The sequence below is a fragment of the Planctomycetota bacterium genome (assembly GCA_035574235.1).
In the GTDB taxonomy this organism is placed as follows: Bacteria; Planctomycetota; MHYJ01; order MHYJ01; family JACPRB01; genus DATLZA01.
The window spans coordinates 1-15,131 of record DATLZA010000079.1 but is presented as its reverse complement, the minus strand read 5'-3'; the positions used below and the strand labels follow the sequence as shown (position 1 = coordinate 15,131).

At 67.5% G+C, this 15,131-nt stretch carries 18 protein-coding genes; 14 read left to right on the top strand and 4 right to left on the bottom strand.

What is annotated here, in order from left to right:
• Nucleotides 1-69: 69 nt before the first annotated feature.
• Nucleotides 70-876 carry an RNA methyltransferase gene (locus VNO22_07045; protein ID HXG61109.1) on the bottom strand — a complete coding sequence of 269 codons (807 nt, stop codon included), beginning with the start codon at nt 874-876 and terminating at the stop codon, nt 70-72.
• Nucleotides 816-1,070: a YHS domain-containing protein gene (locus VNO22_07040; GenBank protein ID HXG61108.1), complete on the bottom strand. Its 255-nt coding sequence runs from the start codon at nt 1,068-1,070 to the stop codon at nt 816-818. The genes VNO22_07045 and VNO22_07040 overlap by 61 nt, the downstream gene beginning before the upstream one ends.
• Before the next feature lie 112 nt (nt 1,071-1,182).
• On the opposite strand from VNO22_07040, the gene VNO22_07035 reads away from it, so the two are divergent.
• Genes VNO22_07035 through hemG form a run of 4 tightly spaced genes read left to right on the top strand, consistent with a single transcriptional unit; the run spans nt 1,183 to nt 5,604 of the window.
• On the top strand, nt 1,183-2,457 hold the full coding sequence (locus tag VNO22_07035) for an alkaline phosphatase family protein (GenBank protein HXG61107.1): 1,275 nt from the start codon (nt 1,183-1,185) through the stop codon (nt 2,455-2,457).
• Nucleotides 2,454-3,458, top strand: a complete 1,005-nt coding sequence (gene hemE / locus VNO22_07030) for a uroporphyrinogen decarboxylase (protein ID HXG61106.1) — start codon at nt 2,454-2,456, stop codon at nt 3,456-3,458. The genes VNO22_07035 and hemE overlap by 4 nt, the downstream gene beginning before the upstream one ends.
• Entirely contained in the window at nt 3,455-4,270 is an 816-nt protein-coding gene (gene hemH / locus VNO22_07025; GenBank protein ID HXG61105.1) for a ferrochelatase, read from the top strand. Before hemE ends, hemH begins: the two co-directional genes overlap by 4 nt.
• Nucleotides 4,267-5,604, top strand: coding sequence for a protoporphyrinogen oxidase (hemG, locus tag VNO22_07020; protein HXG61104.1), 1,338 nt, complete (start codon nt 4,267-4,269; stop codon nt 5,602-5,604). The genes hemH and hemG overlap by 4 nt, the downstream gene beginning before the upstream one ends.
• Here the strand turns inward: hemG and VNO22_07015 are convergent.
• Nucleotides 5,546-5,737: a hypothetical protein gene (locus VNO22_07015; protein ID HXG61103.1), complete on the bottom strand. Its 192-nt coding sequence runs from the start codon at nt 5,735-5,737 to the stop codon at nt 5,546-5,548. The genes hemG and VNO22_07015 overlap by 59 nt on opposite strands.
• Before the next feature lie 121 nt (nt 5,738-5,858).
• On the bottom strand, nt 5,859-6,926 hold the full coding sequence (gene amrS / locus VNO22_07010) for an AmmeMemoRadiSam system radical SAM enzyme (GenBank protein HXG61102.1): 1,068 nt from the start codon (nt 6,924-6,926) through the stop codon (nt 5,859-5,861).
• A 119-nt stretch (nt 6,927-7,045) separates the two neighbouring features.
• On the opposite strand from amrS, the gene VNO22_07005 reads away from it, so the two are divergent.
• The 10 genes from VNO22_07005 to nuoK all read left to right on the top strand — a co-directional run.
• Entirely contained in the window at nt 7,046-7,399 is a 354-nt protein-coding gene (locus VNO22_07005) for an NADH-quinone oxidoreductase subunit A (protein HXG61101.1), read from the top strand.
• A complete protein-coding gene (locus VNO22_07000) occupies nt 7,390-7,887 on the top strand; it encodes an NADH-quinone oxidoreductase subunit B family protein (protein ID HXG61100.1) in 498 nt (165 codons plus the stop codon). The genes VNO22_07005 and VNO22_07000 overlap by 10 nt, the downstream gene beginning before the upstream one ends.
• 34 nt (nt 7,888-7,921) lie before the next feature.
• Nucleotides 7,922-8,407 (top strand): NADH-quinone oxidoreductase subunit C, encoded by a 486-nt coding sequence (locus VNO22_06995; protein ID HXG61099.1) that lies wholly within the window; start codon nt 7,922-7,924, stop codon nt 8,405-8,407.
• Nucleotides 8,404-9,648: an NADH dehydrogenase (quinone) subunit D gene (gene nuoD, locus VNO22_06990; protein ID HXG61098.1), complete on the top strand. Its 1,245-nt coding sequence runs from the start codon at nt 8,404-8,406 to the stop codon at nt 9,646-9,648. The genes VNO22_06995 and nuoD overlap by 4 nt, the downstream gene beginning before the upstream one ends.
• Nucleotides 9,645-11,426, top strand: a complete 1,782-nt coding sequence (nuoF, locus tag VNO22_06985) for an NADH-quinone oxidoreductase subunit NuoF (protein ID HXG61097.1) — start codon at nt 9,645-9,647, stop codon at nt 11,424-11,426. The genes nuoD and nuoF overlap by 4 nt, the downstream gene beginning before the upstream one ends.
• Nucleotides 11,419-12,933 carry a 2Fe-2S iron-sulfur cluster-binding protein gene (locus VNO22_06980; GenBank protein ID HXG61096.1) on the top strand — a complete coding sequence of 505 codons (1,515 nt, stop codon included), beginning with the start codon at nt 11,419-11,421 and terminating at the stop codon, nt 12,931-12,933. Before nuoF ends, VNO22_06980 begins: the two co-directional genes overlap by 8 nt.
• Entirely contained in the window at nt 12,917-13,951 is a 1,035-nt protein-coding gene (locus VNO22_06975) for a complex I subunit 1 family protein (GenBank protein ID HXG61095.1), read from the top strand. Before VNO22_06980 ends, VNO22_06975 begins: the two co-directional genes overlap by 17 nt.
• Entirely contained in the window at nt 13,948-14,406 is a 459-nt protein-coding gene (locus tag VNO22_06970) for an NADH-quinone oxidoreductase subunit I (GenBank protein ID HXG61094.1), read from the top strand. The genes VNO22_06975 and VNO22_06970 overlap by 4 nt, the downstream gene beginning before the upstream one ends.
• Before the next feature lie 67 nt (nt 14,407-14,473).
• Nucleotides 14,474-14,944, top strand: coding sequence for an NADH-quinone oxidoreductase subunit J (locus VNO22_06965; protein ID HXG61093.1), 471 nt, complete (start codon nt 14,474-14,476; stop codon nt 14,942-14,944).
• A partial coding sequence (gene nuoK, locus VNO22_06960) for an NADH-quinone oxidoreductase subunit NuoK (protein ID HXG61092.1) occupies nt 14,941-15,131 on the top strand: 191 nt, incomplete at its 3' end. The genes VNO22_06965 and nuoK, both read left to right, overlap by 4 nt.

Here is a 15,131-nt window from a genome sequence, read left to right as displayed (position 1 = left end):
ATTCCTGCCGGAAAGAGTTTCTGGCGTCGCCGGAAGCCACGCTCGAGGCCGCCCGCAAGGAAGGCTGGATCAAGTAACGCGCGCCGCCCGCTGGCGGCGCGCTTCCGCCAGCAGAACCGCCGCGCAGGCCGCCACGTTCAGACAGTCCCATCCCGGCGCCATCGGAATCCCGATCGCTCCGCGGCAGGCCGCCCGGACCGGCGGCGTCACTCCCTTGTCCTCGCCGCCGAGGACCAGACACACCGGAGCGGTGTAATCGACGTCCGTATAGGACCGGCGCTCGCCGCGCAGGTCGGCCGCCCAGGCGTTCAGAGGACGCAGCGCCTCCGGAAGATCCGGCACGAAGTGAACCGGCACTTGCAGCGGCGCGGCCATCGACACCCGCACGGCGCGGCGAAGCCACGGGGAGGCCGTGGTGGGACCCACGAGAACGCCGTCCGCCCCGAAGGCCGCGCAGGTTCGCAGAATCGCCCCCACGTTTTCCGCGTTCGAAAGTCCGTCGAGGGCCACCAGAAGCGTTCCCTCCACGCGCGGCGGAGCTGGCGGAATCCGCCCGAGAGCCATGATTCCCTGATGCAGCCGGAAACCGACGAGCCGATCGAGCGTTTCCTTCGGAGCCGTCCGGATTTCGACGCCGGGGAGCGGCGCCAGGCGTTCGAGCCACTCCGGCGTACAAAGGATGCGTTCCGCGGCCCCGCGCTCGATCATCTTGGAGACCACCCGCCAGCCGTCGCCGATGAAGCGGCCGGGGGGACAGCGGCGCTCGCGGAGCGAGTCGAAGAGGTCCAGATCGTCCGGTCCGGCCGGAAGGGCCCTCAGCGTCCCGGCTCCGGGCGCGTGTAACGGGCCGGATCCTTGAGGAAGGCTTCGCGGCATGACTCGGCGCAGAAATAATACGTCCGGCCCGCGTATTCCGCCCGCGGCGTGCGCTCGTCCACGCGGACGCGGATGCAGCCCAGGTCTCCGTTGCACAGGCACACCGGGTCGATCGCCACGGGGCGCGGATCGGGATCGGAAGCCGCGCAGGCGGAAAGAGCCGCCGCCAGGAGCGTCGCGGCCAGGAGTTTCATGGCGCTCAGATTATCCGGTTCGTCTGCCGGAGGCAAGCGGCCCGCGCGAGGACGTTCCGGCGGGGGCGGGAAGGCGTCGGAGACCCCATCGGGTCATGGTATACTTCGGGCCATGCCTTCCCTGTGCATCCTGAACGTCGTGGGTCTGACGCCCCGTCTTCTGGCCTCCGCGCCGCGGATCGCCGCGCTGGGACGGGCGCGTCCGTGGAAGAGCCCGCTTCCGGCCGTGACGCTGACGTCCCAGGCCACGATGCTGACGGGACTCGCCCCTTCGGGGCACGGCATCGTGGGCAACGGATGGCTGTACCGCGACACCCTGGAGGTGCGGTTCTGGCAGCAGTCCTTTTCGCTCCTCCAGGGGGAACCGTTTTATGCCGGTTTCCGCACGGCGAAGATCTTCTGGTGGTTCAACCAGGGGGCCCCCGTGGCGTGGAGCGTCACCCCCAAGCCGCACTACGGCTGCGACGGATCCAAGGTCTTCGGGATCATCGACCGCACGGAGTGCAATCTCGAGGCGCGGCTCGGACCGTTCCCCTTTCCGGCTTTCTGGGGGCCGGCGGCGGGACTGGCCTCCAGCCGGTGGATCGCGCGCGCGGCGGCGCTTGTGCTCGAGGAGCGCCGGCCGGAAATCACCCTCGTCTATCTTCCGCATCTCGATTACGATTACCAGCGCCACGGCCCCGGAGATCCCGCCCGGGTCGCGGAGGCGGATGCCTGCGCCGGGATCGTGATCGACGCGGCGCGCCGGATCGGGGCGCAGGTGGTCGTGGTCTCCGAATACGGCCTCGTGCCCGTTTCGAAGCCGGTCTACATCAACCGGGCGCTGCGGCGCGAGGGGTGGCTGGCGGTGCGCGACGGCCCCTTCGGGGAAATGCTCGACACGTTCGGATCGGAGGCGTTCGCGGTCGCCGACCATCAGCTGGCGCACGTCTATCTCCGCGGCGCGCCGGTGGAGGAGGTTCGCCGCGTTCTCGAGGGGCTCGAAGGCGTGGACCGCGTGGCGGAACCCCGGGAGCTGGAGCTGGATCATCCGCGGTCGGGGGAGCTGGTGGCGCTGGCCGAACCCGACGCCTGGTTCGCCTACCCCTACTGGCTGGACGACGCGCGCGCTCCGGATTTCGCCCCCACGGTGGACATCCATCGGAAGCCCGGCTACGATCCGTGCGAGCTTTTCATGACCTCGAAGGCGCGCGCGCTCTTCCGCCTGGCCCAGAAGAAGCTGGGATTCCGTTACCGGATGGATATTGTTCCCCTGGACGCGTCGCGCGTGCGCGGAAGCCACGGGCTGCGGCCGGCGCCGGAAGACGGGCCGCTGGTTCTGGGTCCGGGCGAGCCGCCGGACGACATGCGCGGGTTCAAGGAATACGTGCGGAGGCTCCTGCGGTGAGGCTTCTGCGGGCGCTTCGCCGCGAGCCCGTGGACTGCACTCCGGTGTGGTTCATGCGCCAGGCGGGCCGGTACATGGCCGCCTACCGGGAGGTCCGCCGGCGGCACACGATTCTGGAGATCTGCCGGACTCCGGAGCTGGCCGCCGAGGTCACCCTTCAGCCGCTCCGGCGGTTCCCCGATCTCGACGCGGCGATCATCTTCAGCGACATCCTGCTTCTTCTGGAACCCATGGGGATCGGCGTGGAGTTCGTTCGCTCCGAAGGGCCCGCGATCCGGAATCCGGTCGCCACCGAGCGGGACGTCGAAGCGCTGCGCCCCGTGGAGCCGGACCGGGATCTTCGCCCCGTGCTCGAGGCGATCCGGATGGTCAAGCGCGAGATCCGGGTTCCGCTTCTCGGATTCGCGGGGGCGCCGTTCACGCTGGCGAGTTATCTCGTCGAAGGCGGACCGTCCGAGGACTACGCCCGCACGCGGGCGCTCATGGCGACCCCGGCCTGGCCGCGCCTGATGGACAAGCTGGCGGACGCGGTTTCGGCGCATCTGAAGGCCCAGGCGGCCGCGGGCGCCGACGCCGTGCAGCTTTTCGACAGCTGGGTCGGGGTCCTTTCCCCAGAGGAGTACCGGCGCCACGTCCTTCCGTATTCGCGGCGGATCCTTGCCTCCTTGCCGGTGCCGTCGATTCATTTCGGGACGCGGACGTGGGAGTTTCTCGAGCTCATGCGCGAGGCGGGCGGCGACGCGATCGGGGTGGACTGGAGGCGGCCGATCGACGAGGCGTGGGCGCGTCTGGGAAACGGCGTGGCGGTGCAGGGGAATCTGGATCCTCAGGCGATGCTGGGATCCCGCGAGGAGCTCCTTCAGCGCACCGACGATGTCCTCCGGCGGGCCGCGGGCCGCCCGGGACACGTCTTCAACCTGGGACACGGGATTCTTCCCGAAACGCCCGAGGAAAACGTCGCCGCCGTGATCGAGCACGTGCACGCGAGGACACGTCGATGAGGACGGGCGTTCTCCTCATGGCGCACGGGTCGCCGGACCGCCTCGAAGACATGGAGGAATTCCTGCGGGGGATTCTGACGCGCCGGCCGCCGACACCCGCTCTGGTGGCGGAATTCCAGGACCGTTACCGGCAGATCGGCGGGCGGTCGCCCCTCCTGGAGGTCACCCGGCGGCAGGCCCAGGCGCTTCAGGAGAAACTCGGGATTCCCGTGTATGTGGGGATGCGCCACTGGCGGCCGACCATCCGCGAGGCGGTGGAGCAGGCGCGGCGCGAGGGAGTGGAACGGCTTGTCGGGCTGGCTCTGGCGCCGCAGTACGCGCGGGTGAGCGTGGGGGCGTATCACGAAGAGCTCCGCCGCACGGGGATGCCCTGCGCGCTGGTGTCCCACTGGCATCTGGAGCCGCCGCTTCTCGAATACTGGAGGGAGGCGACACGCGGGCGGGAGTTCGTGCTGTTCACGGCGCACTCGATTCCCGCGGAGGGGGCGGAGCCGTATCCCACCCAGCTGGCGGAAATGGTCCGGGCGATCGCCTCGGGGCCTCACGCTCTGGCCTACCAGTCGCGCAGTCCGTCGCCGGTTCCCTGGCTCGGCCCCGAGATTCCGGAAGTCCTGGGGTCGTTGCGCGGCCGGGTGAGCGTGGCGCCCATCGGTTTCGTCTCCGACCATGTGGAGATTCTGTACGATCTCGACATTCTTCATCGGAAGCAGGCGGAGGCGCGGGGGCTCGTCTGGGAGCGGCTGCCGATGCCGAACGCCCATCCGCTCCTCGTCGAGGCGATGGCGGGGGCGGTGAGGAAGCATCTCGCGTGAAGCGCGTGGTCGTCGTCGGCGGGGGGATCGCGGGCCTCGCGTGCGCGTACGAGCTGTCCCGCGGAGGGGCCCGCGTGACGCTCGTGGAGCGCGACCGCCGGCTCGGCGGCGTCGTCCGCACCGAGCGCGTGGGGGAATTCCTGGTCGAAGGGGGGCCCGACTCCTTTCTGGCGACCAAACCGTGGGCGCGGGAGCTCTGCGAGGAGCTGGGGCTGGCGGATCGCCTGATCCCTTCGCGCGCGCGGCGGGTCTATGTCCTTTCGGGCGGGTCGCTCCATCCGTTGCCCGAGGGCCTCTTCCTCACGGTGCCCTCCAAGATGGGGCCTTTCCTCAGAAGCGGCCTGATCTCCTGGCGCGGCAAGCTTCGGATGGCGATGGATCTCGTGCTCCCGAGGGGTCCGGACGTGGAGGACGAATCGCTCGCCTCGTTCGTCCGCCGCCGGTTGGGGCGGGAAGCGCTCGAAAAGCTGGCGGAGCCGCTGATGGCGGGGATCTACGTCGCCTCCGCGGAGGAACTCTCGCTTCGGGCGACCTTCCCGCGGTTCGCCGACATGGAGCGGGAACATCGAAGCCTCATCCGGGCGCTCCGGCGGGCGCCTCCCTCGGGAAACGTGAGCCCTTTTCTTTCCCTGCGCGGCGGGATCGGGGAACTTGTGGACCGCCTCGTGGCGCGCCTGGAGGGGGTGACGATTCTGACGGGAAAGGAGGTGCTCGGCCTGGAGCCTTCCTGGCGCGTGCGGCTGGCCGACGGGGCGATCGAGGCGGACGCGGTGGTCCTGGCCGTCCCGGCCTACGAGGCGGCGCGGCTCTGGCCGGGCGTTCCGGAGGTGAAGTACGTCTCGACGACGGTGGTTTCGCTTGGATACGCGGCGGGGGACGTGCCCGAGGGATCGGGATTCGTCGTGCCGCGGAGCGAAGGGCGGCGGATTCTCGCCTGCACGTGGTCGTCGCGCAAGTTCGAGGGCCGGGCGCCCGAGGGGCGCCTTCTCGTGCGGTGTTTCGTGAAGGGGGAAGGGGAGGGGGCGGAGGAGGTCGCCCGCGAGGAGATGCGGGAGATTCTGGGGCTCCGGGAGGAGCCGCTCTTCGCGCGATCGTGGGTCTGGCCGCGCCGGAATCCGGTCTACGCGGTAGGCCACGAGCGGCGGATGCGGGAATTCGAAGAGCGGCTTCCGTGCGGGCTTCACGTGGCCGGCAGCGGCTTCCACGGAATCGGGATCCCGGATTGCGTCCGCGACGGCCGGGCGACGGCCCGGAGGGTGCTGGCCGAAGACCCGGTCAGGACGTCGCCGGCGGGATCTTCTTCGTTTCCGCCTCGTCCTCCGGAGGCTCGTTGATTTCCGTGTGGCTGAGGAGCGGCTGAGGGGCGACCAGCACGCGGCGGCATTTCGGACAGCGCACGTGCTTGCCGAGCAGCTCGTCGCTCACGGAAAGCTTCTGGCCGCAGGGGCAGTAGATTTTGGCCGGCATGGGATCGAGTTTCCGCAAATCCTTCCGGGAACCGTTCAGGGAATCAAGTCACGAAGGAAGCCCTTCCGTCCTGGAGCGGCGGCGAGGGGGATTCCCCGTCCTTCGCTCTTCGCCTTTCTCTTCATGTATATAGGACGGGGATTCGCTCGCCGGTCGTGGCGTCGATCCGGGTCTGGAAGCGCCCGGGGATGACGGTTCCGCAGGATGCACAGGCGCCGTCCCGGAGGTCCGCTTGAGCGACCGCGAAGCCCCGCCGCCGGATGACCGCTTTCCCGCACCCGTGGCAGTACGTATCCTCCCAGGGATGGCCGGGGACGTTGCCGATGTAGACGTACTTGAGCCCTTCCTGGCGGCCGATTTCGCAGAACCGTTCGAGGGTCCGGATCGGCGTCGGGGGCAGGTGCGAGAGGTCGAGGTAGGGAAAAAATCGCGTGACATGCCAGGGCACGAACGGGCCGAGATTCTCTCGGATCCAGGCGGCGATCCCGTGCGCGATCTCTTCGGAGTCGTTAATCGTCGGGGTGACGTTCGTCACGCATTCCACGTGCATTCGGTAGCGATGGAAAGCCAGTCGCGTCATCTCGAGGACGGGTTCCCAGCGGGCCAGGCCGGTGACCTGCTTGTACGATTCCCGGGAAAAGCCCTTGAGGTCCACGCGCCAGGCGGTCAGATACGGTCCGATGAGCTCCAGGTGCTCCTCGGTGGCGTATCCGTTGGTCATGTAGGCGGTGTAGAGTCCCAGGGCCTGCGCCTCCTGCATGGCCTCCAGCGTGTGCTCGAGCCAGATCGTCGGGTCGTTGTACGTCCATCCGATGCCCTGGCATCCCAGGCGCCGGGCGAGGCGGGCGCTCTCGCGGGGATCCATCCGTTCCAGGTTTTCGCCGAAGCGGTCGGGAGCGTCGTGGGAGATTTCCCAGTTCTGGCATCCCGGGCAGCGGAAGTTGCAGCCGCGGGTGCCCATGGAGAGGATCCGGGTGCCCGGATAGAAGTGATAAAGAGGTTTCTTCTCGATGGGGTCGACGCACACGGAGCTCGTCAGTCCGTAGAGCAGGGTATAGAGCGTCCCGTTCTCGTTCAGACGCGTCCGGCAGGCGCCGCGGTCGCCTTCCGGGATGACGCATCGGACGGCGCAGACGTTGCAGCGGACCTTCCGGCCGGGGAGCTTGTCGTAGAGGAGGCTTTCCTTCACCGGCTCCATTCTATCGCTTCCGCGCCGCGGGAGCCAGCCGAGGGGCGAGGCGCCCGCCGCCCCAACCTTTGACTCGAGGATGCCTTTTTGCTTGAATAGCGCAACACCGAGGAAACCCCATGGACCAGTGGACGATTGTGGCAGTCTATGCGGCCCTGGTCGTCGGACTTGGGGTCGTCCTGGTGAACCTTTCCCGCCTGCTGGGTCCGCGCCGCGAGCAGCCTGAGAAACTCGATCCGTACGAGTGCGGCGTCCCGATTCTGTCGGACGCCCGCCGGCGTTTCAGCGTGCACTTTTACCTCGTGGCGATCCTCTTCATTCTCTTCGACATCGAGACGGTCTTCATGATTCCCTACGCGGTGCTGTACAAGCAGCTGGGTCCCGCCGGACTGGTGGAGATGGGCGTCTTCGTGGCGGTCCTGGCGTACGGCCTGGCGTACCTGTGGAAGCGGGGGGCGCTCGAATGGGAGTAGAGACCCTGCTTCCTCCGGAGGGCGTCCTGACGACGACCGTCGAGAAGGTGGTCGCCTGGGGCCGGAAGAACAGCCTCTGGCCCATGCCGTTCGGGACGGCCTGTTGCGCGATCGAGCTGATGGGGACGCTCTCGTCGCGCTACGACCTGGCGCGGTTCGGGGCGGAGGTGATCCGCTTCTCGCCGCGTCAGGCGGATCTCATGATCGTGTCCGGGCGCATCTCGCTCAAGATGATGCCCGTGCTCCTGAAGATCTGGCAACAGATGCCGGAGCCGAAGTGGTGCATCGCGATGGGCGCGTGCGCCTCCTGCGGAGGCATCTTCGACAACTACGCCATGATCCAGGGGATCGATCGCTTCATCCCGGTGGACGTCTACATTCCCGGATGTCCGCCGCGGCCGGAAAGCGTCATCGACGCGGTCCTGGAGATCCAGAAGAAGATCGAGCGCCGGACGCAGCGCCCGAAACCCGCGTCCCCGAAGCCCTGAGGCGCGCCGGGCCCGCCCGGCGTTTCCGAAACCGATGGACGATCCGATCGAGAAGGTCAAGGAGCGGTTCGCCGACCAGGTGCTGGCGGTGCGCGAGCACGCAGGCCAGCGCTGGGTCGAGGTCCGCCGCGACCGCATTCTGGACATTCTGCGTCTGCTGCGCGACGAGTGCGGCTTCGACATGCTGACCGACCTGACGGCCGTCGATTACTTTAATCAGGGGATGCCCGAACGGTTCGCGGTGGTCTACAACCTTTACAGCCTGCAGGCCAACGTCCGCACGCGGCTGAAGGCCTTCGTTCCGGAAGCCGATCCCGAGATCGACAGCGCCGCGTCCCTCTGGAAGGCGGCCCCCTGGGCGGAGCGCGAGGTCTACGACCTTTTCGGGATCCGCTTCCGGGGACATCCGGACCTCAAGCGCATCCTCTTGCCGGAAAACTACGAAGGCCATCCCCTCCGGAAGGATTATCCTCTCACCGGCCGCGGCGAGCGCATGAACTTTCCGAGGTACGTCCCGTGAGCGACGAAACGCCCCGCCGGCCGGCGCTCCTCATCGAGGAGGAGGAAGAAGGCGATCTCGGCACGCGCCGGATGATCGTCAACTTCGGACCCCAGCATCCGGCCACCCACGGCACGCTGCGGTCCATCATCGAGCTGGACGGCGAGCGCGTCCTGCGCCTGGAGGCCGAGATCGGCTATCTCCACTCCGGCTTCGAGAAGATCTCCGAGTATCGGACCTACAATCAGACCGTCACGGTCACGGACCGGATGAATTACCTGTCGCCCCTCTGCAACAACGTCGGCTTCGCCGTGGCGGTCGAGGAGCTCATGGGGATCCAGGTCACCCCGCGGTGCGCGGCGATCCGGGTGGCCCTCTGCGAGCTGTCGCGCATCGCCGACCACATCCTCTCGGTGGGCCTGCAGGCGATGGACCTGGGGGCCTTCTCGGTGATGCTCTGGACCTTCATCGAGCGGGAGAACCTCTACAACATCTTCGAGAACGTCACGGGCGCGCGCCTGACGACCTCGTACACGCGCGTGGGCGGACTGCTCCGCGACGTTCCCCCGGATTTCGAGGAGATGTGCCGCACGTTCATGGGCAAGTGCTCGAAGGTCCTCGACGAGATCGAGGACATGCTCAACACGAACCGGATTTTCCTTGATCGGACGCGCGGCGTCGGCATTCTTTCCCGGGACGATTGCGTGAGCTACGGGCTGACGGGTCCGCTCCTTCGCGCGGCCGGGGTTCCCTATGACGTGCGCCGCGCGCGGCCCTATCTCGGCTACGAAAAATACGCGTTCGACGTCGTGACGGAGCAGGAAGGGGACGTCTTCGCCCGCTACCGCGTCCGGATGCGGGAGATGCGCGAGTCGCTCAGGATTCTCGATCAGGTGCTGCGCGCCATGCCCGAAGGTCCCGTCTGGGTGGACGACCCCCGGATCGTGATCCCTCCGAAGAGCGCCCTGAATACGCCCTCGGGGGGGATGGAGGGGCTGATTTACCACTTTAAGAACTACATGTTCGGTCACGGCGTCTGCCCTCCGAAGGGGGAGGTCTATTCCTGCACGGAGGCGCCCAACGGGGAACTCGGATTTTATCTCGTCAGCGACGGAAGCCAGCGGCCGTACCGCTGGCGCGTGCGGCCGCCTTCGTTCTACAACTACCAGGCGTTTCCGGCCATGTGCGAGGGCGGGCTTTTGAGCGACGTGGTGGCCGTCCTGTCCAGTCTGAACATCATCGCGGGGGAACTCGACCGGTGACCCGAGAGTTCACGGACGCCGTCAAAGAGGAGCTGGAACGGATCTGCGCCCGCTATCCCCGGCGCGAAGCGGCGCTTCTTCCGGCGCTGCGGCTTCTGGAACGCGAGTTCGGGTGCGTGGACGAGGAAGGAATGATCCACGTGGCCCGGCTTCTGGGCCTTCCGCCGGCGAAGGTCTTCGGCGTCTTCACGTTCTACACGCACTACCGCCGGCCTACGGATCGGAAGTACGTCGTCGAATTCTGCTCCACCGTGCCGTGCGCCCTGCGCGGAAGCGAAAAAATCCACGACCACCTGAGGTCGCTCCTGCGCCCCGACGATCCCGTGACCCTCAAGAAGGTCGAGTGCCTGGCGAGCTGCGACACCGCGCCGTGCCTGCAGGTGAACGGCGACTACGTGGACCGGGTGACGCCGGAATCCGTCGAGGCGATGCTGGCGCGGATGCGGGAGGGGACCTGGAAGGCGCCCGAGCCCGTCTACGCCGTGCCGCGGCACAAATATCCCCCGGTTCTTCTCAAGCATGTTCTGGAGCCGGGGAGCGAGACCCTGGCCCACTACCGGGCGCGGGGGGGCTACGACACGTGGCTCGCCCTTCGGGGAAGCGGCCGGCCGCCGGAGGAAATCGTCGAACTCGTCTTCCAGTCGGGGCTCCGGGGCCGCGGCGGCGCGGGCTTTCCCACGGGCCAGAAATGGAAGTTCCTGGCCAAGAACGACAAGCCCCGCTATCTCGTCTGCAACGCGGACGAATCGGAACCCGGGACGTTCAAGGACAAGATTCTCATCGAACGGGATCCGCACGCCCTCCTCGAGGGAATTCTCATTTCGGCGTACGCCATCCGGTCCAAGGACTGCTATATCTACATCCGCGGCGAGTTCGTCCGGGGCGCCCGGATTCTCCAGAAAGCGATCGACGAGGCGGAGGCGGCGGGCCTCTTCGGGGACATCCGGGTGACGCTGCACCGCGGGGCGGGGGCGTACATCTGCGGCGAAGAGACGGGACTCCTCTCCTCGCTCGAGGGAAACCGCGGGTACCCGAAGATCAAGCCGCCGTTCCCGGCCGTCGAAGGCCTCTTCCGGTGTCCCACGATCGTCAACAACGTCGAAACGCTGGCCACGGTGACCCACATCGTGAAAAACGGGGTCGTATGGTTCCGTTCCATGGGGACGGAGAAGAGTCCGGGGCCCAAGATCTTCTCGGTGTGCGGTCACGTGGAGCGGCCGGGGAACTACGAGGTGCCGCTCGGAATCCCGTTGCGGGAGCTGATCTACGATCTGGCGGGCGGGATTCGGGGAGGAAAGAAGCTCAAGGCGGTGGTGCCGGGGGGGCTTTCGGCGCCGGTGCTCACGGCCGCCGAGGTGCACGCCGATCCGCCCGTCCGGCTCGATTTCGAGTCGCTCCAGGCGGCCAAGACGATGCTCGGCTCCGGCGGGGTCATCGTCATCGACGAGGACACCTGCATGGCGGACCTTCTCTGGAACACCCTTCGGTTTTACCACCACGAGTCCTGCGGGCAGTGCACGCCGTGCCGCGAGGGAACCGGATGGATCGAGAAGCTGGCCGCCAAGTTCGAGGAGGGGAAGGCGCGCGTCGAGGAGATCGATAAGCTCGACGAGGTCGCCTGGGGCATGTGCGGGCGGACGATCTGCGTCCTGGCGGACGCGGCCGCGATGCCCACGCGCAGCTACGTCCAGAAATTCCGGGCCGAGTTCGAGGCCCACGCGCGCGGACGGGCCTGCCCGCACCGCCACGGCGTCGCGCGGGAGCTCGCCCATGCCTAAGATCAAGGTCAACGGGAAGGACATCGAGGCGGACGGGAAGGACAAGCTCCTGAAGGTCCTTCTCGACCACGGGGTCTTCGTCCCTCATTACTGCTGGCATCCGGGCCTCACTCCGGCCGGCAACTGCCGGATGTGCCTCGTGAAGGTGTCCAACTCCCGAAAGCTCGAAGTGTCGTGCATGTACCCGGTGACCGAAGGGCTGGAGGTGACGACCGAGGGGCCCGAGGTCCAGGCGGGCCGAAAGGCCGTGCTTGAATACATGCTCATCAACCACCCGCTCGACTGCCCGATCTGCGACAAGGCGGGGGAATGCGACCTTCAGGATTTCACGTACGCCTACCGCGGGGGCGTTTCGCGCTTCGAGGAAGACAAGGTCATCCGGCACACCAAGGATCTGGGGCCGGACGTGCGGATCTGGGGCAACCGGTGCATCGTGTGCACCCGGTGCGTCCGGTTCTGCGAGGAGGTCGCCGGCACGGGCGAGTTGTGCGTCGTCAACCGCGGAGACCGCTCGGTGGTGGATGTTTTCCCGGGAGTGCCGCTCGACAACCCCCTGTCGCTGAATGTCGTGGACATCTGCCCGGTCGGGGCGCTCATCGACAAGAATTTCATGTACTCGGCGCGCGTGTGGTTCGCCAAGAAGGAGGAGGGCGTCTGCGCGTCGTGCAGCCGCGGGTGCAACGTCGAGTTCACGGTCCTCGACAACGAGATCAAGCGGCTCGTGCCTCGGCCGAATCCCGAGGTCAACCAGTACTGGATGTGCGACGAGGGGCGCCTGAATTTCCGGTACGTGGCGTCGGAGCGGAGGCTGGCGCGCGGCGTCGGAACCGCGCGGGAGATCGCCGCCGCGGGACGGAAGGTGCGCTTCGTGGGAGTGGTTTCGACGGCCCAGACGGTGGAGGAGCTCTGGCTTTTCCGCAGGCTCATGGAGGCGCTGGGGGCGGAGGCGGTGGGATTCCTGACCCTGGAGCGCGGCGAGCGGCGGACGTTCCCGGGGGGCTTCGCGATCGAACCCGACAAGACGCCGAACCGGACGTACGCGGAGCGCCTCTTCGGCCCCGAGGCGGTCGCGGCCGGCTGGACGAAGGCGGCGGAGCTTCTGGAATCCGGGCGCGCGCGCGGCATCGTCGTGCTCAACGGCATTCCGGACGTTCCGCTGCCGGCGCGCCTGGTGGAGGCGGCCCGCCGGGCGGAATTCGTGGCCGTCTCGGACATTCTGGAGAACGCGCTGACGCCGTCCGCCCATGTGGTCCTGCCCGGCTGCGCGTGGGCGGAGAAGGAGGGGACGTTCGTGAACCGCGACGGGCGCGTTCAGCGGACGCGCAAGGCCGTGGAGCCTCCGCCGGGGGCGCGCCCGGAGATCGAATGGCTGCAGGAGGCGCTCGTGGAGCTGGGGGAGCGCCGCGCGGTCCTTCCGGCGGAAGCCGTGTTCCGCGAGGCGATGCCGGGGCTTGATTACGGGAAGGTGGGTTCCCGGGGCGCGAGGATCGATGGCCGCCCTGCTTAAGATTCTCTTCGTCCTGGGCTTTTTCGTGCTGGGCCTGGTGCCGCTCCTGGTGCTGCTGGAGCGGAGGATCAGCGCCTGGATTCAGAGCCGGATCGGCCCCAACCGCGTGGGGCCCGGGGGCCTGCTTCAGCCGCTGGCCGACCTCATCAAGTTCCTTTTCAAGGAGGACGTCCGGCCGGCGGGGGCGGACCGGTTTCTCTACGTGTGCGGGCCGCTTCTGGTGCTCGTGCCGCCGGCGCTCGGGCTGGTCGTGATTCCTTTCGGGAACCGGATAGGAAACGAACCGCTCCAGGTGGCCGACCTCAGCGTCGGAATTCTCTTTACGATGTCGGTCCTTTCGGTGGCCGTGTACGGGCTGGCCTTCGGCGGCTGGGCGTCGAACAACAAATATTCGCTCCTCGGGGGACTGCGCGCCTCCGCGCAGCTCATCTCGTACGAGCTGGCTCTGGCGCTTTCCATCGTGACGGCCGTCATGTTCTCGGAGAGCATCGATCCGCAGGTGATCGTCCGCCGCCAGATCGAGAACGGATGGAACGTCTTCGGCGGGGGGAATCCCTGGCTCCTGCCGAGCGGGGTGACGGCCTTCGTCCTCTTCTTCGTTTCGGCGCTGGCGGAGAACAACCGGCTGCCGTTCGATCTGCCGGAATGCGAGGCGGAGCTCGTGGGCGGGTATCACACGGAGTACTCGGCCATCAAGTTCGCGCTGTTCATGATGGGCGAGTACGTGGGGATGGTGCTCATGAGCGCGCTTCTGGTGACCTTCTTCCTGGGCGGCTGGCATCTGCCGGGGGTGACGGATCCGGGGGCGTCCTCCTGGGCCGCGGGAGCGCTCTCGGTCGGGGTCTTCGTGGCCAAGGTTCTGGCGGTCCTGATGGTCTACATCCTGATCCGCTGGACGCTCCCGCGCTTCAAGTACAACCAGCTCATGAATCTCGGATGGAAAGTCCTGGTGCCCGTGTCGCTGGCCAACGTGATGCTGGTGGCCGCGATCGGGGTAGGGACGGGAGGTCGGCCGTGACGCTGGGTCTGCGGCTCAAGCAGCTCTGGCTTCGCTGGATGGTGAAACTGTACATCCCGGCGGTGCTCAAGGGCCTCCGGCGCACGGTGCGGCGGATGTTTCTGCCCAAGGAGACCGTCCGCTATCCCGAGGAAGTGCATGTTCCCCGGAAAGGCTACCGCGGGGAACACCGCCTCAAGAAGGACGAGCAGGGGCGCATGAAGTGCGTGGCGTGCTTCATGTGCCAGACCGCCTGTCCGGCGGAGTGCATCCAGATCGTGGCGGGGCCCTCGCCCTGGCCGGACCGGGAGAAGATCCCCGTCGTCTTCAACATCGACCTCCTCAAGTGCATCTACTGCGGAATGTGCGAGGAGGCCTGTCCCTGCGACGCGATCGAGCTGACCCCCACCTTCAACCGGATCGCGACGTCGCGGGAGGAGAAGATTTACGACATCCACAAGCTTCTCAATCGCTGAGTCCGCCGGCGCGGTCCTGCGGGATGCGGCGCGCGACCCCGTCTTCCTCGCGACGGCGGGGATCGCGGTGGCCGCCGCGGTGCTGACCGTGACGCGGAGAAACCCCGTGTACAGCGCGGTCTGGATGCTCGTCTGCTTCCTGGCGCTGGCGGTCGTGTACCTCAAGCTCGAGGCTCCCTTCCTGGCGGCTCTCCACGTCATCGTCTACACGGGAGCGATCCTCGTGCTTTTCCTCTTCGTGATCATGCTGCTGAATCTCGGCCCGGAGGAGCTGGGACGGGAGATGCCGCCGACGGCGCGGTGGGGCGCGGCGGCCCTGTGCGCCGCGCTCTTCGCGGCGCTGGCGGTCCCGGCGCTGGCGGACCCGCGGCTGGGGGAACGGGAAGCCGCCGCGGCGGCGGTTCCTCCGGGATACGGCGGCGTGGAGGCGGTGGGGAAGGCTCTTTTCGTGGGGCACCCGCTCCCCTTCGAACTCATCTCGGTGCTTATTCTCGTGGCGATGTTCGCGGGCGTCGTTCTGGCCAAGAAGAAACTGTGATTTCCAAATACCTCATCCTGAGCGCGGCGCTTTTCGCCGTGGGGGCGTACGGAGCCCTGGCGCGGCGGAACCTGCTCATCGTGCTGATGTCCGTGGAGCTCATGCTCGACGGCGTGAACGTGGCGCTTCTGGCGTTCGCGCGGCGGGCGGGGGATGCGGCGGGGCACGTCTTCGTCCTCATGTTGAT

Bases quoted from the DNA above. Each gene is read 5' to 3' on its own strand.
- VNO22_06980 (HXG61096.1), top strand. From the start codon at position 11,419: ATGCCTAAGATCAAGGTCAACGGGAAGGACATCGAGGCGGACGGGAAG.
- VNO22_07045 (HXG61109.1), bottom strand. From the start codon at position 876: ATGCCGCGAAGCCTTCCTCAAGGATCCGGCCCGTTACACGCGCCCGGA.
- VNO22_07005 (HXG61101.1), top strand. From the start codon at position 7,046: ATGGACCAGTGGACGATTGTGGCAGTCTATGCGGCCCTGGTCGTCGGA.
- VNO22_07040 (HXG61108.1), bottom strand. From the start codon at position 1,070: ATGAAACTCCTGGCCGCGACGCTCCTGGCGGCGGCTCTTTCCGCCTGC.
- VNO22_07035 (HXG61107.1), top strand. From the start codon at position 1,183: ATGCCTTCCCTGTGCATCCTGAACGTCGTGGGTCTGACGCCCCGTCTT.
- hemH (HXG61105.1), top strand. From the start codon at position 3,455: ATGAGGACGGGCGTTCTCCTCATGGCGCACGGGTCGCCGGACCGCCTC.
- VNO22_06975 (HXG61095.1), top strand. From the start codon at position 12,917: ATGGCCGCCCTGCTTAAGATTCTCTTCGTCCTGGGCTTTTTCGTGCTG.
- VNO22_07015 (HXG61103.1), bottom strand. From the start codon at position 5,737: ATGCCGGCCAAAATCTACTGCCCCTGCGGCCAGAAGCTTTCCGTGAGC.
- VNO22_06995 (HXG61099.1), top strand. From the start codon at position 7,922: ATGGACGATCCGATCGAGAAGGTCAAGGAGCGGTTCGCCGACCAGGTG.
- VNO22_07000 (HXG61100.1), top strand. From the start codon at position 7,390: ATGGGAGTAGAGACCCTGCTTCCTCCGGAGGGCGTCCTGACGACGACC.